14 protein-coding genes are annotated in these 21,321 nt (G+C 52.8%); 8 read left to right on the top strand and 6 right to left on the bottom strand.

Annotation, left to right across the window (positions count from 1 at the left end; all coding sequences use genetic code 11):
- Positions 1–174 precede the first annotated feature (174 nt).
- The 5 genes from F7231_RS14520 to F7231_RS14500 all read right to left on the bottom strand — a co-directional run bounded on the left by F7231_RS14520 (position 175) and on the right by F7231_RS14500 (position 6,411).
- The gene (locus F7231_RS14520; RefSeq protein ID WP_166692421.1) at positions 175–2,358 is read right to left on the bottom strand and encodes a GumC family protein; all 2,184 of its coding nucleotides are present in this window, start codon (positions 2,356–2,358) and stop codon (positions 175–177) included.
- 9 nt (positions 2,359–2,367) lie between these two features.
- On the bottom strand, positions 2,368–3,126 hold the full coding sequence (locus F7231_RS14515) for a TolC family protein (protein WP_229365045.1): 759 nt from the start codon (positions 3,124–3,126) through the stop codon (positions 2,368–2,370).
- 230 nt (positions 3,127–3,356) lie between these two features.
- Positions 3,357–4,616: a glycosyltransferase family 2 protein gene (locus F7231_RS14510; protein WP_166692420.1), complete on the bottom strand. Its 1,260-nt coding sequence runs from the start codon at positions 4,614–4,616 to the stop codon at positions 3,357–3,359.
- Positions 4,617–4,627: 11 nt separating this feature from the next.
- Positions 4,628–5,830, bottom strand: a complete 1,203-nt coding sequence (locus F7231_RS14505) for a sugar transferase (protein ID WP_310589325.1) — start codon at positions 5,828–5,830, stop codon at positions 4,628–4,630.
- A gap of 110 nt (positions 5,831–5,940) precedes the next feature.
- A complete protein-coding gene (locus tag F7231_RS14500; RefSeq protein ID WP_085411520.1) occupies positions 5,941–6,411 on the bottom strand; it encodes a response regulator in 471 nt (156 codons plus the stop codon).
- Between the two features lie 1,046 nt (positions 6,412–7,457).
- Here F7231_RS14500 and F7231_RS14495 point away from each other — a divergent pair.
- From F7231_RS14495 to F7231_RS27440, 7 genes are all read left to right on the top strand, one after another.
- On the top strand, positions 7,458–10,295 hold the full coding sequence (locus tag F7231_RS14495) for a M16 family metallopeptidase (protein WP_166692419.1): 2,838 nt from the start codon (positions 7,458–7,460) through the stop codon (positions 10,293–10,295).
- 258 nt (positions 10,296–10,553) lie between these two features.
- Entirely contained in the window at positions 10,554–13,748 is a 3,195-nt protein-coding gene (locus F7231_RS14490) for a SusC/RagA family TonB-linked outer membrane protein (RefSeq protein ID WP_166692418.1), read from the top strand.
- A gap of 70 nt (positions 13,749–13,818) precedes the next feature.
- Positions 13,819–15,135: a RagB/SusD family nutrient uptake outer membrane protein gene (locus F7231_RS14485; protein WP_166692417.1), complete on the top strand. Its 1,317-nt coding sequence runs from the start codon at positions 13,819–13,821 to the stop codon at positions 15,133–15,135.
- 116 nt (positions 15,136–15,251) lie between these two features.
- The gene (rpiB, locus tag F7231_RS14480; RefSeq protein ID WP_166692416.1) at positions 15,252–15,680 is read left to right on the top strand and encodes a ribose 5-phosphate isomerase B; all 429 of its coding nucleotides are present in this window, start codon (positions 15,252–15,254) and stop codon (positions 15,678–15,680) included.
- An 83-nt stretch (positions 15,681–15,763) separates the two neighbouring features.
- Positions 15,764–17,581 carry an acyl-CoA dehydrogenase gene (locus F7231_RS14475; protein WP_166692415.1) on the top strand — a complete coding sequence of 606 codons (1,818 nt, stop codon included), beginning with the start codon at positions 15,764–15,766 and terminating at the stop codon, positions 17,579–17,581.
- Between the two features lie 213 nt (positions 17,582–17,794).
- Positions 17,795–18,397: a DedA family protein gene (locus F7231_RS14470; RefSeq protein WP_085411525.1), complete on the top strand. Its 603-nt coding sequence runs from the start codon at positions 17,795–17,797 to the stop codon at positions 18,395–18,397.
- Positions 18,398–18,565: 168 nt separating this feature from the next.
- Complete coding sequence (locus F7231_RS27440) at positions 18,566–19,240, top strand: peroxiredoxin family protein (protein ID WP_166692414.1); 675 nt, start codon at positions 18,566–18,568, stop codon at positions 19,238–19,240.
- 18 nt (positions 19,241–19,258) lie between these two features.
- Here F7231_RS27440 and F7231_RS14460 read toward each other — a convergent pair whose 3' ends face one another.
- Positions 19,259–20,575: a gluconate:H+ symporter gene (locus F7231_RS14460; protein WP_166692413.1), complete on the bottom strand. Its 1,317-nt coding sequence runs from the start codon at positions 20,573–20,575 to the stop codon at positions 19,259–19,261.
- Positions 20,576–20,705: 130 nt separating this feature from the next.
- Between F7231_RS14460 and F7231_RS14455 the strand changes: the two genes are divergently transcribed.
- Positions 20,706–21,239 carry a DinB family protein gene (locus tag F7231_RS14455; protein ID WP_166692412.1) on the top strand — a complete coding sequence of 178 codons (534 nt, stop codon included), beginning with the start codon at positions 20,706–20,708 and terminating at the stop codon, positions 21,237–21,239.
- Positions 21,240–21,321: the final 82 nt, after the last annotated feature.

Genomic DNA, 21,321 nt, shown 5'->3' with positions numbered 1-21,321 from the left:
GGAACGCACCTATATGTGATAGGTAAAGATAAGCGATGGTTTTGAGATGGAAGATAACCTGATTGGTCACTCTGTGGCTGTCTGTAGAAATTACGGCTTTAACTTGGTCCAATTCGCCATAAATTTATTGGCCGTCACTTACCTTTTTGTTACAATTTAAATCGTCTTAGCCACCTACCGGCCAACTCGCTGTAGCGTTTTTTTAGGTCTACCGGTAAGTTCTCCCATGTCCATTTGGCTGGTCTCTTCCAGGTAGTCACCGTCAACGTTATTCAGAACAGGTAGTATCGGCTGTTGCGTTACCCGATCGAACAAGCCAAGAAGTTGTTGCTCCGTTCGCCCCCAGGCAGCATCAGCATCCATAATGAGTAATGCTAATGCGCTCTGTTTCATCATGTATACCGGAATCTGATGATTAATAAGCGGTGGCAGTTCAAGCAGAATTCGATCGTATTGCGTTGGGTCAAAATCTGTTGTGTGATCGAGCAGGTATTCCAGACTGGTCACGTTCATAAAATCCGGACGGGCGGTATAAGGCAAGTACGTTACCCCTAATTTGTCTTCCCGCTGTTCGTTGCCGGTGCGCCTGGGGTAGCAACAGGCCACCCGTAAATCAGCTTCTGCATATAATCGAATCAAGCCATTAGAAATCCAGGTTTTACCTTGTCCCGGCCGAATACTAAATAAAGTAATAATTGGTGGGAATGGCTTATTGGTTACCTGCGCAATCTCAATATTGATGGTGTTCATCAGCTGCTCGAACATGCTGCGCGACGCCCTCGTAACTTTCGACTGTGCCAGTGGATTTTTAACCTTTGGAAACAAAGCCGCAACCGGACGACCAATTAATTCTTCGGCATGATCAGGCGATTTGATCCGCTTGTCGAGCCAGAAACGGAGCGCCATGAGTAGCAGGGCAATGAAGATCCCAACGCCTATACCAACAATCACCAGCTGTTTCCGCTTCGAAGCCAGTGGTGCCAGCGGGAAATTGGGCGCATCGAGAATATCAAGCTTACCCCCTACCGACACATCTTTTTCGCGGGTACGTGACTGATCCACCTGGTTTAGCAGATCGGTATATTCTCGTTCAGCAAGAGCCAGGTTGCGATTCAGCTGGCGAATCTGTGACCCCAGTGGACCATATTCATTCGTTTTGGCCTCAAACTCCCGAATGCGCTTTTCGTACACTTCCAGCTTAGCCGACGATTCTTCGTACTGCATCGACCTGGCTAGCCGGTCAGTGGCCAGTGTCTGCTGCGGCAGCCCGTCTGAGTTATTGGCAATGGCATCGTAGCGCTGCGTACTGGCCTTCAGGTCATCGGTAGCCTGCGTGACAGTTGCCTGCAATCGGGCAAGCACGCTTCTGGGTTGGTTATACGCTTTAGCATTAGCCAACTGACTTTCGGCCTCGCTCAATTTTTGCTGTTTGGCATTTAAGTCTGCGCTGGCAAGCTGTACACTGCTTTGCATACCCGAGCGTTTATTTAGTGCGTCTAAGGCCGCTTTTGCGCCATTTCGCCGCATCTTCTCCTGATTGTACTCAGAAATCAGGGCCTCGCGCGAGGAGGCTACATTCCGCGCCTCTTCATCGTAATCGAGCACCTGGTGGTTGGTCCCGAAGGCGCGCAGCGCCGCATCTGCCGCATCGAGACGAGCCTTCGCCTGTTTCAGTTTCTCTTCGTAGAAACCAACCACCGATTTTGTTTCCGACGTTTTGAAATACGCATTTCGTTTGCTTAGGGCCTCTATGGCGTAAGTCAACGTTCGTTGGGCTACCGCCGGGTCATTGGCTTCATACTCCATCAGAAGCACATCGTTGGTATTCTTCCGGGGCGCCGCCTTCAGCTTTTCCCCCATTTTGGTAATCGAGTAGTACGAATCTGAATTCAGCAGCAGGCTTTTGATCGGGTTCGCTGCGGGCATCTTCGCGAAACTATCCAGCGCCATGCGCAAGTCGGCAGTACTTCCCAATATGGGCAACAGGTCTCTGGTTTCAACGGGGATATCCTGCTGTAACTTCTGAAAACCAGCCGCTCCAAGCACCAGGCTATCGGGCTGCTCGAGTTGTAGATGGTCGGCCAGCAGGGCCACACCAACCTGTAACATGGTTTCTTTCGAACCGAGAGTCGACAGCAGGTTGTCGAACGCGCTGGTTGAGCGGTCCATGGGTGACGCTATTTTATCGCTTAACAGCGTATACCCCGACGCCAGGCCAGTATAAAGCGCAGCTTCCGACTTGTACGTCTTTACCTCGTTGCGAGTCAGGTAAAAGGCAGTGCCTGCCGTTACAAGCGGAATCAGCACAAACCAAAAAGCGTGCTGTTTCAAGAGGCGTAGAAAAACGGCGATTTTCATACAGAGGCGTTATAATCGTTTGAGCCGTTGAACAGGCACACCCATCAGGGATTCAAAAAAGTGAACCTGTTTCAGGAAGTCACCTTTAGCCTGTTCGGTGCTCGTCCGAGTCAGTACATATTGTGTTGTAATGGTTGCCATTGCAGTAGCAGTGATCCGCCCTTTCTGCAAATCCAGTTCGGCCAGCCGATAGGCCGTCAACGATGCCTGTTCATCGACAAGCCGAAGTTTCAACATCTGCTGAGCCGTAATCATGTCCTGGTAAATGGAAATCAATTGCTGTTTTAGTTGCAGTTCGATCACCTCACGTTGCAATTGAGCGGCCTTCTGATTCGACTTAGCCAACCGAATGGCATGTTTCCGGCCAAACAGGTCATACAGTGAGATCCGCAAGTCGACCCCAGCCCGATAGCCGTTGGCGATCTGGCCCAATGTGTTCGCTCTTGTGTCGGTAGTTGTAGCGATGATCGTCTGGTCGCCAACTGAATAATTTAAATTACCCGATAGGTTCTGGTAAATCTGGGTACGTGTCTGATCAACGGCGGCGTCGAGTCCATTTACCAGTTCCTGCTGGTATTTAACTAGCGGAGAATAAGCCAACGCCACTTTCAGGAGTTGCTCAAAAGGCAGGAGTTGAACGGCGATATCCTGATTCACATCGAGGTAGAGCGTATCGCCCGGCAACCCGGCCGATCGACCAAAAGACACCATTCCCCGTGCACCTGTATTTTGGGCAACGGCAGGTAATCCCACACTGAGGATTACCATGGTAATGACTAAACTTGACAAACGGAAAAGAACCACGAAGCGATTAAGCGATTGAACTATGAGATACGCAGGTATACGACTAAGGCTATTCCCCGAAGGGCCCAACAAGACTTGGTCGCGTTTCCTTTTTGACAGAAATCAACGGTGTATGTTACGTGATGCCCTGTAAGGCTCGTTGTCGGGGCGCCCTCACGTCGAACGCACCCGCTTAGGGCATAGCAAATATGATACTAACCTATGGGATTTATCGACTCTATCGGTTGTAAATCGTCAGATTGAGTTGTTCTGGCCGCCTTTTCCCATATCCCCGAGATATTTCCTTGCCAATATCGCGCCAGTCCAGCAAGTACACAGGCATTCATAAAGACAAAATAGAAGGGTACAAAAGCAGGCTTCCAGCGGGTTTGTTTGTCTTCGTTACGATACCCGACATACGCGAGTCCGTAGAAACCTACCTGCCCAGCCAGCAATAGCCACCAGAAAAGTAAAGATAGCTTAGATGCCGAAGCGACTGTCAATTGACCTACGATTGCTATGTTCAATATAACAAGCAATGGCAGGCAGAAGGGCGTTACGGCCCAGCGTAATACCCGATGAGATACGTACTGAAACGAAAGCCAGCCATAACGGACTACGTTTAGTAATGGGCTTAGCCGGCGAATGGATTGAAACCCGCCTGTGGCAATGCGTATTTTCCGCTTTTGCTCTTCCCGGATCGATGGTGATGGGCGCTCCAGAGCATAGGCTTCGGGTTCGTACTCGACCCGGAAACCGCGCGCTGCAATCCGGAGCGAAATCATAAAATCGTCGAGCAGTGTATCGGCCTCAACGGGCTCATACAGCTCGGTTCGGATAGCAAAGAGTTCACCTGCCGCACCAACGATGGTGTGTAACTCGGCGTCGAGCCGTTTTAATAATGACTCATATCGCCAATAAAGTCCTTCACCACTACCCGAAGCGGCTTCGGTGACCTCCATCTGTATGCGCTTTTCACCGGTAACGGCACCAACCTTCGGGTCGTCGAACTTCCTGACCAAACGGCTTACAGCCTCCAGATTCAACGTGGTATTGGCATCGGTGAAAATGACCAGTGGGGTACGTACCTGGTGCATGGCGTTGTTCATAGCCTCGATCTTACCCAGCCGCTGTGTACCCGACAGGATAGTCAGGTTAGGTACGTTCACCCGTTGCGCCTCCAGCCACTCGGCCGAACCATCGGTTGACCCTTCAACCACGAACAGCAGGTGCAGTTGGGCGGCCGGGTAGTGCTGATTCAGGCAGTTTTGCAACTTCGCCGGTAAGCAGTCGATCTCGTTGTAGGCCGGTACTACAATCGTTACAGGCAGTGGCAGACCAGCTGAGGGTAACGTACGCTGCCCAATACCCAACACACGGCGGATTTTGACCAGCGCATATAGCACTACACCGTACCCTACGTAGGTGTAGACGACTACGGCCATGAGAAACCAGAAGAGTATAAGTAAGAACATAGAGATGGAAATCAGACGTTTTCCTGTTGCCAGAGGCTGAAGAATGTCTTGTAAATAATTTTCATGTCGTTCAGAAACGAGAATGTCTCCACATACTTGATATCAAGACTTATCCGCTCCTGTTCGTCCATCCGGGATTCGCCCCGAGCCCTTTTTTCTACTTGCCACAGGCCCGTTAGTCCAGACGGCCCGGCGAATCGCTTTACGGCCTGATCGGTGGTTAGCTTCTCGGCTTCGTATACCGGCAGCGGGCGATTACCCACGATTGACATATGACCAAGCAGAATATTGATCAACTGCGGAAGTTCGTCGATACTACTGTTACGCAGAAAGTTACCTAATCGAGTGATGCGGGGGTCATTCCGGAATTTGACGAAGGCGGCTCCTTTTTCACCCCGACGCAGGTAGTCGCGCTCGCACACGAAACGATCCTGATCAAACAGCTTTCGCTGGCAGGATGAGGCAATCATAGCGCATTCCTCGCACAGATTTGATTCGGAAACCGACTCAGAATTCCCTTGTGCCTGACCCGTGTTGTACATGTTGTTTCCTGAGACCATCTGTTTCAGCAGTTGATCTGCCTCGGTCCGCATGGTTCGAAACTTGATCATATCAAACACCCGATAGTTTGCCCCCACGCGCTTCGATTTATAAAAGACCGGGCCTTTTGAATCCAGTTTGATCAGAATAGCTACCAGTAGCATCAAAGGACTAAAAACAACAAGTGCCTGTAGTGATGCGGCAATATCAATAGCCCGTTTCCAGGTGGGCAGTTCAAACTGGAAGCTACCGACAGGCAGCGGTGCATCGGGTTGGGCAGCAACCCGGCGCATGAGCGTCAGGAAGAAATGAATACGTTTTTCGAGATGCGCCAGATCAGACAGCGATAGTAAATCGGTTACGCCCGCCCGGAGCGCAAGGCTTACAGTCTCTTCAGTTGATTTATTGCACAGTAGTAGGATCGGCACACTTTGCTGTATCGTTGTGGCGCGTAACGCAGCTAATGATTCAATATTGCTCTGGTTCTCATTAACAATAATGAGCGAGGCCATTTGACGATCGCGCATCCAGGCGATTGCATCATCAATCCGGCGATACCAATGGATTAGATAGGCGGAATCAATTAGAGCTGATAATTGATTGAATACGGCTTCTTCTCGTTCAACCAACACCAGACAAGTGGCCGTTTGCCGGTTCGTTTCCGCGCGTATCATAGATTACTAGTGGTTCAGTGACGTTGAATAGACAATTTCTCTAATCGGGAATCCTGGAAATACGTAAATGATGGCATAGATTTTGATACGCCCAAATTCAACTGCGAGCTCTATAAATTCAGGGAGTTGGGCGACCAAAATCGCTTCAACAACGACGAATGCATAGGAATTACAGGCGTTTCGTCCTGTGTCTCGGCAAGGCCATACCGGTTAGCCAGTGTGCGTAGCGTGACACTAATTTCAACGGGGTTGAATGGCTTGGCAATGTGCGCATCAGCACCAGCCTCTAGGCACGCTATTCGCGTATCGCTATCTGCAGCATCAGACAATACGATAGCAAACGTATTGCGAGATAACTTATTCATCCTGAGTAGCTTAATTAATTCTAAACCATCAAAAAACGGCAAATTCAACTCGGTGATGATGCAATCAAATTGAAGTCCCTGGATTAGAAAACGAACCGCATCGCGGCTGTTTGTAGCCACGGTAATCGTATACTCATCGCGCAATGTTTGCGTCAGGACTGTAACAATGTGAGGGTTTTCTTCAACGATCAGGAGTTGACGCTTTATTTTTTTCATGTTTTGTTGTGGAATGGAAGGTTCTCAACTTGATGATGGCACATTTATTGCTACACACCAAGTAGAACCAGCTAAGTAATTAAAAGAGGCCGTCCCTATTTAAGCTATAGCACCGTACAAATCGTCTTATGTAGCTCCCTCTCCAGGTAGCTCAATCGGCGTTTATGTACGGTTATGTCAATAGTTAAAGCTTTAGACTACATAACTGCTTAGGTAGTCACAGAAGTAGCCTCGTTTTAATTATTCCGTGTTCGCATCTCTTTTACAGCCTCCCAATTAGTAAGGCTCCATTTCTCGTCAATCGTCCTATCCTGCCGGCGTATTCACGAACCTGCCCGTTTTCAGGCCCGCTACTTCCCTCTTGTTTTTGACGTTTGCATCGGCACGCTCACGCATATTATTCAGCCTGTGCCTAATATCTGAAAACGCTCGACTTTAACTGATACTCAGTTTGAGTTTCTAAAATAAGGCGCAGTATATATTTACGCATGAAATGCTTACCTATAAACAATTCTTTTTGAGCTAGTTACAAAGAAGAGCGACAAGTTTTAACAGGCTGATCAACTCATTCGGGTAGTGTACATCTTACACTTATAAAAACAAGAGAGTGACGCCTACATAAGGGCCGTTTGCTGGTGTTCCCCTCTTCAATTGTCTCATGCCAAGATGCACCCTATCAGGGTAAGTACGCAGGCGGTAGACCGATCGAACGATTGGTCCTATCTATCAAAAGCTAACAGCCAATGTGACAATTTTTTGTACTAATCAAATAATTAGTTTCAGTAATAAATGGATGGTCAAAAGGATCAACTCATCATTTATTTCGTAGACGGTTAGCCATTTATGTGGTAACCATGTGACCAAAACACTTTACCATCGTTGTCAGGCCTCAGGCGATAGGGAACTCCAGTAGCTGATTAGCACTCAACCCTGACAGACAGGTCTGGCCACGTGCCTAGTGGGTAGCTACACTATTTTGAGGGAAGCGAATCTGTTTTCTACAGCAATTTGTTACACCTTTATATACACAGTTTTGCCCCTACCCTATGATTTCTTTGCGTAACTGGCCGTTGCTACTGACGGTCGCGCTTGGCTTATCGCTGCCGACCCTGGCGCAGCCTAAAAAAGCCACTAAACCCGCTGTGGCACGTTTTAACCCCACTGCGCCGATTCCATTCGACAAGTCCGTGAAAGTGGGGAAACTGCCAAACGGTCTGACCTACTACATCCGCAAGAACGCCGAACCCGCCAACCGGGCCGAACTGCGGCTTGTGGTACGCGCAGGCTCGGTACTGGAAAACGATGCACAGCAGGGGCTGGCCCACTTCATGGAACACATGGCGTTCAATGGCACAAAAAATTTTCCTAAAAACGAACTGGTCAACTTCCTGCAGTCATCGGGTATCCGGTTTGGGGCCGATTTAAACGCGTACACCAGCTTCGACGAAACAGTGTATGAGCTGCCTGTACCAACTGACTCGGCGCGGGTATTTGAGCGGGCCATGCAAATTCTGGAAGACTGGGCTCACAATGTCAGCCTCGATACCACCGAGATAAACAAAGAACGTGGCGTGGTGCTGGAAGAATGGCGGTTGGGTCGTGGCGCACAACAGCGCATGCGCGACAAATACTTCCCGTACATCCTGAATAATTCGCGCTACGCCAACCGGCTGCCTATTGGTAAAGACAGCATCATCCGCACCTTCAAGCCCGAGGTACTGCGAAATTTCTATAAGACCTGGTACCGGCCCGATCTGATGGCCGTGATTGCTGTGGGTGACTTCGACGTGGCTAAGGTGGAAACCATGATCCGTCAGAAATTCGGACGGATCCCAAAAGCAGCTACGCCGGTGCCGCGCCCAATGTACCTGATCGACTCGCACAAAGACACGAAGGTGGTCATTGTGACGGATAATGAGCAGCCAAACACCACCATCCAGATCATTTACAAACGCCCCGAATTGAAAGACCGCACCCTTGGTGACCTGCGGTCTGACATTACACGCGAACTGTTCAACGCCATGCTGGGCAACCGAATTCAGGAACTCACCCAACAGGCCGACCCACCCTTTTTGTACGGAGCCAGCAACTACGGCTCATTTTTAGGCAACCTGGACGCATTTACTGCCTATGCCGTGGCGAAGGAAGGCAACATTCAACGGTCAATACAGGCGTTACTTAACGAGACATCGCGCGTAAAGCAGTTTGGATTTACGGCCACGGAAATGGCCCGCGCCAAAACCGAATTACTGCGCGGAGCGGAGCAGGCGTACCTGGAACGCAACAAAACCCGGTCGGCCAACTACGTAGGTCAATACGTGGGTAATTTCACTGACCAGGAGCCAGTTGTCAGCATCGATTATTACTACAACTTCGTAAAACAGAACCTCGGCAGTATTGCGCTACCCGAGATCAATGGGCTGGTCGATCAGTTCATCCGGACCGAAAACCGGGCGGTAGTAATTATGGCCCCTGAGTCTGACAAAGCCAAGCTGCCCGGCATTGACCAGGTGATCGGCTATATCGATGCCGCCGGAAAAGACCTGACAGCCTACGACGATAAAGTCCTCGATAAGCCGCTGCTGGCTACCCCGCCAACGCCCGGCCCCGTGGTGAATACAACGAAGATCGAAAAGATCGACGTGACAGAATTGCGGTTGAAAAATGGCGTGCGTGTAGTACTTAAGCCAACGACGTTTAAAAACGACCAGATCCTATTCACTGGAAATAGCCTCGGGGGTACGTCGCTGTATGAACTCCCCGATTACCAGACGGCTCGCTTTGCCTCTACGCTGGTCAATCTGGGCGGAACGGGCGAATACAGCCAGGTGCAACTTGGGAAATTTCTGGCCGGAAAAGCCCTGAACGTGTCGACCTACGTGTCGGAGTTGGGCGAAGGGGTTAGTGGCGGCACAGCACCGAAGGATCTGGAAACGGCGCTTCAACTGCTGAACAGCTACTTTACCCAGCCTCGCCGCGACCCCGACGTAGTAGCCGGCTTCCTGTCGAATCAGAAAAGTGCGCTGGCCAATCAGCTGGCTACTCCAACCCCACAGCGGGTGTTTCAGGATACGATCAGCGTGACGCTGGGCAACAACAATCCCCGCCGCCAGCCCCTTACGCCCGCCGACCTCGACCGGGTAAATTTGGACCGGGCCATTCAGATTTATAAGGAACGGTTCGCCGACGCCAGCAACTTCACGTTCGTCTTTGTAGGCAATTTCGACGTAGCCAAAATTCGTCCGTTGCTGGAGACGTACCTGGGTAGCCTACCCACCACCAACGGCAAAGAGACCTTCCGGGATTTGGGCATCCGGGCACCGCAGGGGCAGCTCAGCAAAACGGTTCGGCGGGGCGTTGATCCCAAAGCAAGCGTTCAGCTGGTGTATACCGGCAATTTCGAATGGACCGCCGAGAACGCAACGCAGGTTGATGCCCTGGCAGAAGTGCTCGAAATTAAGTTGATTGAGCAACTACGCGAAGCCGAAAGCGGTGTCTACGGCGTTTCGGCCAGTGGCGTATATGGCCGGTATCCGGTGCCACGCTACACATTCCGGATCAACTTTGGCTGTGCCCCCGAGAATGTAGATAAGCTGATTGCGCTGGTGAATAAGGAGATTGCCAAACTGAAAGCGACTGGGGCCGATGCCGCCGACATTGCCAAGTTCAAGGCAGAAACCCAGCGGGAACAGGAAGTTCAGCGCAAAGACAACAGTTTCTGGTTAGGCTATTTGTCGAACCAGTATTACAACGGAGATGACCCGCTGGAAATTCTCCGCGAGCCCGAACTTATCAAGCAGGTAACGGTCGAAAGCACAAAGGCCGCCGCCAATCGTTACCTCGTCGACAACCTGATCCGGTTTGTGCTATTGCCGAAAGAGTAACGGCTATTCTGTCCATTGATTACGAGGCCGACGCGCCTATACTGCCGACTAGCTGGCTGTGTAGGCGCGTCGGCTTTTGAGTACCTGGTTCAACAGCAGGCGTTACTAGTATAGCCAATAAATCATATGCCATGTCTGTATACTACTATACGAACAACCCCATCATATAACGTACCTGCCTTTTGTACGATAGTCGGTCGCGGATTGCCTGTTCACGCGTATTTTAGCCTCAGTACTTACCTCTTTCCCATTTCGCCAATGGACAAACTGTATACACTCTCCAGGCCTCTGCTTACCCAGAGCCTACTGTGGTTGCTCTGCTTTTGGGTAGCAACCCTGAGCGCGGTGGCCCAATCGCCAACCCGCTACACCATTAAAGGTCGTGTGATTGAAGACAACGGACAGGGTCTGCCTGGCGCTACACTACTCATTGCCGGAACGACCATCGGTACTTCGTCTGACGCTGATGGCAACTATACGCTCACCGCTACAGTGAAACCTGGCCCTGCAACCCTGGTCATTTCAGCCATTGGCTACGAAACGGCTCGCCAGGAGATTACCCTTGGTACATCTGAGCAGATTACCCTGAACGTTACCGTCAAGGCGGCCCCAACGAACCTCGATGAGGTGGTCGTGACGGGGTCAACGCTATCGGCTCCAAAACGGGAACTGGGCAACGCCATTAGCACAGTTCGGGCGGCAGACCTGGTTCAGTCTGGATCGGGCAACCTGATCAATTCGCTTCAGGGCAAGGTTCCCGGTGCGCAGATTACGCAGAATTCCGGCGATCCGGCGGGGGGCATCACCATTCGTCTACGCGGTATCAAATCGCTGGCGGGCTCATCTGATCCGCTCTACATCATCGACGGTGTCATTGTTAGCAATGCCAGCACGAACGTGTCGCAGATAGCGCTGGCCAACGACGTAGGCACCTCGAACGTGGGACAAAACCGCCTGTCGGACATTAACCCCGACGATATTGCCACGCTGAACGTCATCAATGGAGCGGCAGCAGCAGCGCAGTATGGCTCACGGGCCGCCAACGGGGTGGTGATCATCACGACTAAGCGCGGCACGAGTGGCAAACCACAGGTAAGTTTCTCGACCTCGTTCAACGTCAACGAGTTGCGGAAGATGGTACCCGTCAACACCTACGGTAAGCAGTTCGGCTTTACGGGCCTGCGCCTCTACCCTATCGGTGCCATTTCGGCCGCCCAGATCGCCGCGAACCCCGGCACTACTACCGTCGGCATTTTCCGCGATGGCGCCACTACCCCGTTGGCCACAAACCTCGTAGACGTAACCCGCTACAACTATTTCGACCAGATTTTCCGGACAGGCACCGGCACCGATAACAACCTATCAGTCAACGGCGGAAACGACAACACACAGTATTACGTATCGCTAGGGTATCTGAAGAATCAGGGCATCATTAAGGGCACCGACTTTACGCGTTACAGCCTTCGGGCCCGCGTCGACCAACGCCTGACCAACTGGGCCAAAGTGACCGTTGGCCTGAGCTACGCCAACAGCCTCTCGAATGAGAAAGCCAATGGCAACGTGTTCTACAGCCCCATCAACGCGGTAAACATCACCAATAACATCTACGACATCACCCAGCGCGATGCCGCCGGTAACCTGCTCGCCGTTGAACCCACCCGCGTAAACCCGCTCTCGACCATCGAAGACATGAAGTTCTCGCAGCAAGTGAGCCGGACAATCGGTAGTGTACAACTGAACCTGACGCCCCTCAAAGGCCTAACCGTCGATTACATCGCCGGTGTCGACTCCTACTCGCAACTGGGCAAAAACTACATCCGGCCCTATCCCTACCAGGCCGTAGCTGGTTTGCCAGCGGCGCGGTACCCGCAAGGTTACGCGGCCAACGCCACCAACATGGTGATGCAGTTCAACAATGACCTGAACGTCTCGTACCAGACGCTATTCGGAGAGGATTTTAAATTGAACGCCATTGCTGGTTATAGCTACCAGTATTTCCAGTCTGATTATACCACATTAAGTGGGCAGAATCTATCACCGTTTATCGAAACGGTAAGTGGCACCAGCAATACAACCTATGGGTTGGGCTACGGGTTGGATCGGTATGCGCTGGCCGGCTTATTTGGTCAGGCCACGATCGGCTACAAAAATCTGGCTTTTCTGACGGGAGCTATCCGCCGCGACCAGTCAAGTAAATTCTCGCCTACGCAAACCAACCAGTTTTACCCAAAAGTAAGCGGGTCGTTCATCCTGTCGGATCTGGACTTCTGGAAGAGTGCGGGCATTGGCAGAACGCTGAACAGCGTGAAGCTCCGGGCCAGTTATGGCGAGGCCGGTAACCTGTCGGGGATTGGGTCATACGCCCGTTTCTACCAGTTCAATCCCGTTGGTTTCCTGGGAAGGAATACGATCACGCCCGGCACACAGCTGGCCAACCCGGAGGTACAGCCCGAGCGCATGGCTGAACTGGAAGGAGGTGTTGATCTAGGGCTGCTCAATGGCAAAATCAACCTAGGTATCACGGCCTATCAGCAGAAAATCAGTAACCTGATTGTGAACCGTACGCTGGCCCCATCAACGGGCGGTACCAGCATTCTGAACAACGTGGGGGCAATGCAGAATACCGGCTTCGAAGTTTCATTGGATGTGCAGCCCATCAAGACCAAAGATTTTAGCTGGGATTTCACGGTAATCTACAACCAGAACCGAAACAAAGTGACCGATCTGGGTGGCCTGACGGTAGTTGACGTGGGGGCTGAAGTGGTATCTGGTGCGCCGGTTCGCCTCCTGCTGAACCAGCCCGTTGGTGTATTCTTCGGTACGGCCTACGCACGTAATGCCGACGGATCACTGATTCTGACGTCGTCTGGTTTCCCGCAGTCGGAACGGGCTTCGCAACAGGCAACCGGTTCGATTGATTTTGTGCCAGCCCGTAATGCAGACGGCACATTCGATGTCACCAAGCCCCTGGCCAACGTGATTATCGGTAACCCAAATCCGAAGTGGACGGGCTCGTTCAGCACCAACCTGACCTACAAGAAGCTGAATCTCCACGTATTGCTCGACGCCGTTCAGGGTGTTGATGTGTTCAACGCCGACAAACGTACCCGGCAGGGCGTGGGTCTTGGCGATTTTGCCGAGCGCGAATTACGGGGCGAACTACCACGCGGCTACATCTTCGGCATTTATAACACGCAGGAGTTCCGTGTTGATCCGGGCTCGTACACTAAACTGCGTGAAGTGGCGCTTAGCTACGCATTGCCAACCTTTACCAAAGCGATCCGCAGCCTGAATGTGGCCCTGATTGGCCGCAACCTGTATTCATGGGATAAGTACACCGGTTTCGACCCTGAAACCAACGCTGGTGGTAACAACGACCTGATCCGTGGTGTCGACTTCGGCAACGTACCCATCCCACGTACCTACCAGCTTAAATTGACGGCATCATTCTAACCCCCCTCACCCCCGTCCCCTCTCTTTGCCATAAGAAAGTGGGCCAGGGGTGAAGGCAAACACCTTCATAATGAAACGATACCTCATTCTTACCACCCTACTGGCGGTGGGCCTGTCGCAGATGGGTTGCCAATCGCCCGAATACCTAAATCCCAGTTCGATTAGTCAGTCGCAGGCGGTGAGCTCACCCGATGGGTTGATCACATTGGCCAATGGGTTGCAATACCGCTACACCACTGGTGGCGCGTTGAGCGTTCTGTATAACGCCACGGCGGGTGGTGGGCTTACCACTCGTGAACTGAGCGTGTTGAACGTCGGCAACATTGAGGAAGCGAACCTGGCTACCGGCGGCGGCACGGTGAACAACGGAAACGCGGTTGTACGTAACCTCTGGACGCAGTCACATCTGGTGCGGGCCAACGCTGAACTGATCCTGGCCAACACGGCGGTGGTCGATAATGACCCTGGTACAAAAAGTGGTATCGTAGGCTACGCGTCGATCTTCCGGGCGCTCTCGCTGGGTACGTTAGCTCAGTTCTTCGAGCAATCACCAATCACGACGGGTACCAACGCACCATTTGTGGCCCGGACTCAGGTTTTACAGGAAGCCATCAAAACTCTGGAAACGGCCGCTACGCAGGTGGCGGCTACGCCCGTCTCGGCTAATTTCACCAATAAGGTGGTGCCGGGCATCGATATTCCGAACACCATTCAGGCGTTAATTGCCCGCTATGCCTTGTTCGCAGGTGATTACGACAAAGCCCTTACTGCCGCCGCTAAAGTTAATCTGAGCAGCCGGTCGGTCTTTAATTTCGACGATAACACCCGCAATCCACTGTTCGATTACACGTTTGGCAACCTGAATGTATTTCAGCCCACCAATGCTAACCTCGGCATCTCGGGTACGTTGGCGCCTGACCCTGCCGATAAGCGACTCACGTTTCTGACCCGAACGAGCAGCAATACGGCCGTTACGCCGGTGGTAGCTACGGCCTATTACACTGCCAACACCGCGGCCATTCCGGTATACGTACCGGGCGAAATCATATTGATTCAGGCAGAAGCCTATGCCCGGAAAAACGATCTGACCAACGCCATAACGCAGTTGAACCGGGTACGTACCAAAGTGGCCACGGCTGATGTGTTCGGTCTGGGTGCCGCCTTGCCCGCTTATTCGGGGTCAGCCACCGCCGCTGATGTTTTGCTCGACATCTACAAGAACCGTCTTGTTGAGCTAGCCTTTCAGGGATTCCGCCTTGAAGATAGCCGCCGGTTCGGTCGGCCCGGTGCGGGCATAACTGGAGCTGAACGGAATCGGAATTTTTTCCCGTATCCGCGTACCGAACGCGATAACAATACCAGCACGCCGGCCGATCCGACGCTGTAGACAGTAGTTTCAAGTGCGCTGCTCATCCACCAACCGTTCCTGGGCAGCGCACTTGAAACTTGGCACCTGAAACTAAATTTGCGCCGTACCTTGCAGGCTGTAAAAAGCAGTTTGTTATGATCATTGCACTCGGCACCGACCACGCCGGTTTCACCTACAAAGAACTGGTAAAAGCCCACCTGACGCAGGCTGGCCACACCGTTATCGACAAAGGCACGTACTCGCCCGACCCCGTCGATTATCCTGACTATATCCGGCCTGCCGCCCAGGCTGTACTTGACGGCGAAGCCGAACGGGCCATCGTTTTTGGTGGTTCTGGCAACGGCGAGGCCATGACGGCCAACCGCCTTAAAGGCATCCGTTGCGGCTTATGCTGGAGCGAAGAAACCGCCCGCCTTACCCGCGAACACAACGACGCCAATGTACTGTCGATGGGCGCCCGCCAGATTCCCGAAGACCTTGCGCTGCTCATCGTCGATATTTTCATCAGCACCCCTTTCGAAGGCGGTCGCCACCAGGCACGGATTGAGAAACTCGATTTGTAACTTTCAAGGCCTCTGTCTTCTGTTGCTCCGCTAACGTACCTAGTTGTAACTGAGCAGCGCAACAGAGGACAGCGGACTTTTTTATGTTCTATTCGCCCCGCGACCTTCGGTTTCACCTGTATGAAGTCATTCAGGCCGACCAACTAACCCAACTACCCCGCTTTGCCGACCATGACCGAACCTCGTTCGATATGGTGCTGGATGCAGCCGGTCAGATCAGCGAAACCCTGCTTCGACCGTTGTTGACCGTGATGGACCGCGAGGAGCCGCAACTCGTCGACGGGAAAATCAGGGTACACCCGCAGATGGGGGCCATTATCCGTCGGTTCGGCGACGATGGCTGGATCAACGCCCCGTTTGATTACGACGAGGGTGGGCAGCAACTCCCGGCCACGATCATGAATGCAGCCACGTTTATTTTCGGCGCAGCTAATTATTCGTCGAGCGTATTCCCGTTCCTGACCACCGGTGCGGCCAATCTGCTGCGCTCCTTTGGCTCAAAGGAACTGGTCGATTGGTTCACGCCCATGATGTACGCCGGTCGCTGGCAGGGCACCATGGCCCTGACCGAACCCGATGCCGGATCGTCGCTCTCCGACATGATAACCGCTGCCGAACCCACCGACGTACCGGGCCAATACCGCATTCGGGGGCAGAAAATTTACATCTCGGCGGGCGATCACGATGCGTGCGAAAACGTGGTGCACCTGATGCTGGCCAAGATCAAAGGCGGCCCCGCCGGCGCAAAAGGCATCTCGCTGTTCGCTGTACCTCAGAAACGTCTGTCAACCTGGGGCCAACGCACAACTGACACACTCTCAACGACGAATCAGCTAGTCGATAATGACGTGCAAACGGCGGGTATGTACCATAAGATGGGCTACAAAGGCGCGCCTATCGCCCACCTGATGATCGGGTCGGGTGAAGGCGCCATTGGGTACCTCGTGGGTGAACCGCATCAGGGACTGCGCTACATGTTCCAGATGATGAACGAGGCACGCGTGGGCGTGGGTATGAATGCCGTATCTATCGGCACCGCCGCCTATTATGCCTCGCTGGCTTATGCCCGCGAACGGCCACAGGGGCGGCCTATCGCCGAAAAGGTGACCGGTAGTCCGCAAGTGCCGATCATCCGTCACGCCGACGTGCGCCGTATGCTGTTATTTCAGAAATCGGTGCTGGAAGGATCGCTGGGGTTACTGTTGCAATGCAGCTACTACGCCGACGTGGCCCATGCTGGCGACGGCGTAGCGGCCCAAAACGCCGCCATCTTACTCGACCTGCTGACACCCATTGCCAAATCGTATCCGTCGGAAATGGGTTGCCTCACCACCAGCGCGGCCGTGCAGATCCTGGGTGGGGCGGGCTACACCACTGACTTTCCGGTAGAGCAGTTTTACCGCGAAGCCCGCATTCACCCCATCCACGAAGGCACCACGGGTATTCACGGCCTCGATTTATTAGGCCGGAAGGTAACGTTGCACGGCGGTAAAGGTGTTCAACTGCTTATCGCCGAGATGCAGAAGGCCATGACTGAGGCCACAACGTACCCAGCATTGAGTCAGCTGGCCAGCCAGTTGGGCGAGGCAATCAACCGGCTCACAAAGGTGACTACGTACCTGCTGAGCCTCGCCGCCGATCCCGCCGTTTTCCTGGCCGACGCCACACTGTATCTCGAATTTTTCGGTATCGTCACCCTCGCCTGGCAGTGGCTTCGGCAGGCCACCGTCGCGCAGGCCGCGTTGCCTACCGCTCAGGGCGACAATCAGGCGTTCTACAACGGTAAGCTCATGGCCGCCCGCTATTTCTACGAATACGAATTAGTAAAAACCCTTTCGCTGGCGCAGCGCCTCCAATCAACCGATCACCTCACGCTGGATATGCATAGCGACTGGTTCTGAGGGCATTGTCTTACTGTAGTATATAGTAGGCTTCGCATAGCCGGAAATACCTCGTCAATGGGACCGGCTCGCGAGTTCCTTCTTATATAAAACGGCATACAATAAGCTGGTTGTCAAGCCACAATGGGCTAAAAAATTCCCACTCAGTAGGTAACTGAACACTGGTTAAACGGGTAGGTTTTAGGTATACGCTTTACCTAAACTTATCCGGCTATGTCATTCCAGGAACTCATGCTGACCTACGGCTATCCGATTCTGTTCGTAGGCGTGATGATCGAAAGCGAAGCCTTTCTGATCATGGCTGCTTATCTGGCACACCGGGGCTACTTTTCGTTGCCGATCGTGATCGGTGTGGCAGCTCTTTCTTCTTTTGCAGTAGCCCAACTCTGCTTTTTTCTCGGCCATCGATATGGGTCGGGCTTCATTGCCAAGCGGCCTAAATGGCAACAGCGGTTTAGCCGCGTACAAACCATGCTCCATCGCTACGGATCGGGGCTGGTATTTGGCTACAGGGCGCTGTATGGCCTGCGCGGATTCATTCCCGCATCGCTCGGCCTGGCCAGCTATTCGAATAGCCGTTTTCTGCTTATCAACGCTCTCGGGGCAATCGTTTGGGCGGTTGTGGTGGCACTGGCTGGCAATAGCATCGCGCACGCCGCCGAGCAGGTGTACGCCCACATACGCCAGCATGATAAACTGGTCATTTTCGTACTGCTGGGCCTGGGCACAGCCTGGGGTATTTACCGATTATACCAAAAACCCAAACTCGCGAAAACCGATACGCAGCCTGCCACTAATCTGGTTACGCAGGACTAGACAAGCCACTGAAGAAAGAAATCAAGAGCTATTCCGAAGCGCTTTGTAACTTGGTAGAGAATTAAATCTACGCCAGAAGTTATGCGTTCTTTCTTCCTGCTTACGTTCGCCGGTATTCTTACACTCTTTAGTTGTCAATCGCTTACTGCCCAAACAACCCAAACAGTTGTGCGACAGGAAATAGTGGCGATTCCTATGGAAAGACGGGTGATCAATGAATCGACCAAATTTATTGATAAGCGCACCGGCAACCCAATTTCATACCAGGCGTATCTTGAGCTAATGCGAACAGATAGACAAGGTTACTTTCTAGAGTCTATCATTGACGAGTATGGGAAAGTCAGCTCATATTCCATCCGTCCAACAACGACTGAAGAGCGCGAAACACGCCGTTTCATGCCCTTTGACCCAGCCCTGAGACCCAAGGTTGGCGAACCAATGCCCGAATTCGTCATGCAGGGGTTTGATGACAAATCGTATCGGCTTTCGACATTGAAAGGCCGAGTTGTTGTCCTCAGCTTCTGGGCGGGCTTGAAGCCGCCTACCTGGAACGTTAAGCAAGCAGCCGCTTTCGCCGATGCCTTGCAGCCCTACCAGTCAGAAATGGGCCCTGTTGCTTTAGGTGTGGTACGTGATTCGAAAGAGGAGGTTGCTGCCGCCATGGCTTCGCAGCCAATTCCATTCGTGGCGATTCCCAGCGCCTATAACTTTAGCCAGAAATTTCACGTGACCATGTGGCCGTCCATGTTTGTTATTAACAAAGCCGGAAACGTAGTCGCTTATCTGGCTGGCAGAGAAGCTTTTGAGCAGTTACCCAAAGCCCTAGAAGCGGCAAACAGGTAAACGAAGCGGCATGCTCTCCTAGCCTACGAACAGGTTAAGTGCCATCACTCCGGCCAGGCCGCAGACCGATACCAGCGTTTCCATGACCGACCAGGTCTTGAGCGTGTCGGCCATCGACAGCTGGAAATACTCCCGGAAGAGCCAGAAGCCTGTATCGTTCACATGCGAAAACATCATGCTGCCCGCTCCGATACTGAGCACCATCAGGTTTGGCTCCACGCCCGACGCCTTCAATAGCGGCATCATGATACCCGCCGTGGTGATGCCCGATACGGTCGATGAGCCCACGCAAACCCGGATGATGGCGGCAATGCCCCAGCCGATGATGTACGGATGCAGCGACGAGCCCTGCATGAGGTCAGCAATTGACTGGCTCACGCCCGCATCGGTCAGCACCTGCTTTAACGCACCGGCACCACCAAAAATCAGGAAGAGCATGGCTACCTCTTTCACCGAATCAACCAACAAGTCCGTTACGCTGGCCAGCGACCTGCCCCGTTGAATGCCAAGTGTGTACATGGCTACCAGCACAGAAACCAGCATGCTCACAACGGGTTCGCTCAAGAATAACAAGGCTTGTTTGATGAATGACCCGTCGATTAGAAACGGGTTGAGCAACGTACCCAGACTAATCAGAAAAATGGGCAGCAGCACCGTCAGGAAACTCACCCCCGTCGATGGCATTTGCTGGTCGGTCAGTTCCGGCGCAATCAAGGCCTGATTGGGCAGCGTAGTGTAGCGTTTCAGGGTCGAGCCGAACAGAATACCCGACACCAGAATAGCCGGAATGGCAACCAGTATACCGTAAAACAGCGTCAGGCCCATATCGGCGTTGAACTGCTTGAGAATAGCCAGCGGAGCCGGGTGCGGCGGCAAATAGCCCTGCGTCACCGACAGCGACGCCAGCATGGGAATGCCCACGTACACCGCCGGTAGTTTGTACCGTTGCGCTACCGTAATCACCAGTGGAGCCAGCAGGAGAAAGCCCACCGAATAAAACAGCGGCAGGCCTACCACAAAGCCCGTCAGCATAAACGCCCACCGAATACGACCAGTGCCCGACAACCGGATCATACTCGCCGCTATTCGCTGGGCGGCACCGCTTTGCGCTACCAACTTGCCCAGCATGGCGCCCAGGGCGATGATGCCCAGAATGGAGCCAAGCGTGCCACCAATGCCTTTCTGAATAGAGTCGACCAGCTTAACCGGCGACATACCCAACGCCAGCCCAACCCCCAGCGAAACCAGCAAAAACGCGAGAAAGGCGTGCAAACGCACATAGGAAATCAACAGCACCAGCAGGATGATTCCCAGAACAGTAACGAGTAGCGGCATTACAAAACGTAGATGGCAGAAACAAGGGCATAACCAGCGCCGCAAAGTAACCTACTGATTTACTGATCAAGTTCTTGTGCCCACGCAGATTCCTTACCAGCTTTGCAGGAGCATTTAACCAAGCTGAACTATGAAACTACAGAAGCTACTCCTATCGCTATGCCTCGCCCTGGGTATCAGCCAGGCTGTACAGGCGCAGGCCTCAATCGACGAAACAGTAAAGGAATGGGAACGGGCTAAAGCCTACACCAAAGAGTATCTGGATGCCATGCCTGAGTCGGGCTATGCGTTGAAACCCACGCCGGAAATGCGTTCGTTCGCTGAGCAGATGCTGCACCTGACGGACGCCGGTTACGGATTTGGCTCGGCAGCAACCGGCGAGAAACTACCGGCTGGCGTCGGCGAACTGGAGAAATCGACAACTGATAAATCGAAAGCCAACATCACTAAACTCGTACTGGCCAGCTATGATTTCGTGATCGCCGGGGTGAAGAAATTGACGCCTGCTCAACTGAGCGAGCAGGTAAAACTATTCGGCCGCTTCGACATGAGCCGGGGGATGGCGCTGGCTAAAGCGTTCGAGCACCAGACACACCACCGGGGTCAAACCACGGTCTACATTCGTCTGGCGGGTGCCAAGCCACCACAGGAGAAGTTGTTTTAAGCCTGAAATGAGATTAAATACAGAGGCACCGCGTACACAGAAAAGGAATCTTTGTGTACGCGGTGCCTCTGTATTTAATCTC

The sequence above is a fragment of the Fibrivirga algicola genome (genome assembly GCF_011742925.1).
Lineage (GTDB): Bacteria > Bacteroidota > Bacteroidia > Cytophagales > Spirosomataceae > Fibrella > Fibrella algicola.
Note: the sequence above shows the minus strand (reverse complement) of the source record. Positions and strands in the feature narration are given on the sequence as shown.

Bases quoted from the DNA above. Each gene is read 5' to 3' on its own strand.
- F7231_RS14520 (WP_166692421.1), bottom strand. From the start codon at position 2,358: ATGAAAATCGCCGTTTTTCTACGCCTCTTGAAACAGCACGCTTTTTGG.
- F7231_RS14515 (WP_229365045.1), bottom strand. From the start codon at position 3,126: ATGGTAATCCTCAGTGTGGGATTACCTGCCGTTGCCCAAAATACAGGT.
- F7231_RS14510 (WP_166692420.1), bottom strand. From the start codon at position 4,616: ATGTTCTTACTTATACTCTTCTGGTTTCTCATGGCCGTAGTCGTCTAC.
- F7231_RS14505 (WP_310589325.1), bottom strand. From the start codon at position 5,830: ATGATACGCGCGGAAACGAACCGGCAAACGGCCACTTGTCTGGTGTTG.
- F7231_RS14500 (WP_085411520.1), bottom strand. From the start codon at position 6,411: ATGAAAAAAATAAAGCGTCAACTCCTGATCGTTGAAGAAAACCCTCAC.
- F7231_RS14495 (WP_166692419.1), top strand. From the start codon at position 7,458: ATGATTTCTTTGCGTAACTGGCCGTTGCTACTGACGGTCGCGCTTGGC.
- F7231_RS14490 (WP_166692418.1), top strand. From the start codon at position 10,554: ATGGACAAACTGTATACACTCTCCAGGCCTCTGCTTACCCAGAGCCTA.
- F7231_RS14485 (WP_166692417.1), top strand. From the start codon at position 13,819: ATGAAACGATACCTCATTCTTACCACCCTACTGGCGGTGGGCCTGTCG.
- rpiB (WP_166692416.1), top strand. From the start codon at position 15,252: ATGATCATTGCACTCGGCACCGACCACGCCGGTTTCACCTACAAAGAA.
- F7231_RS14475 (WP_166692415.1), top strand. From the start codon at position 15,764: ATGTTCTATTCGCCCCGCGACCTTCGGTTTCACCTGTATGAAGTCATT.
- F7231_RS14470 (WP_085411525.1), top strand. From the start codon at position 17,795: ATGTCATTCCAGGAACTCATGCTGACCTACGGCTATCCGATTCTGTTC.
- F7231_RS14460 (WP_166692413.1), bottom strand. From the start codon at position 20,575: ATGCCGCTACTCGTTACTGTTCTGGGAATCATCCTGCTGGTGCTGTTG.
- F7231_RS14455 (WP_166692412.1), top strand. From the start codon at position 20,706: ATGAAACTACAGAAGCTACTCCTATCGCTATGCCTCGCCCTGGGTATC.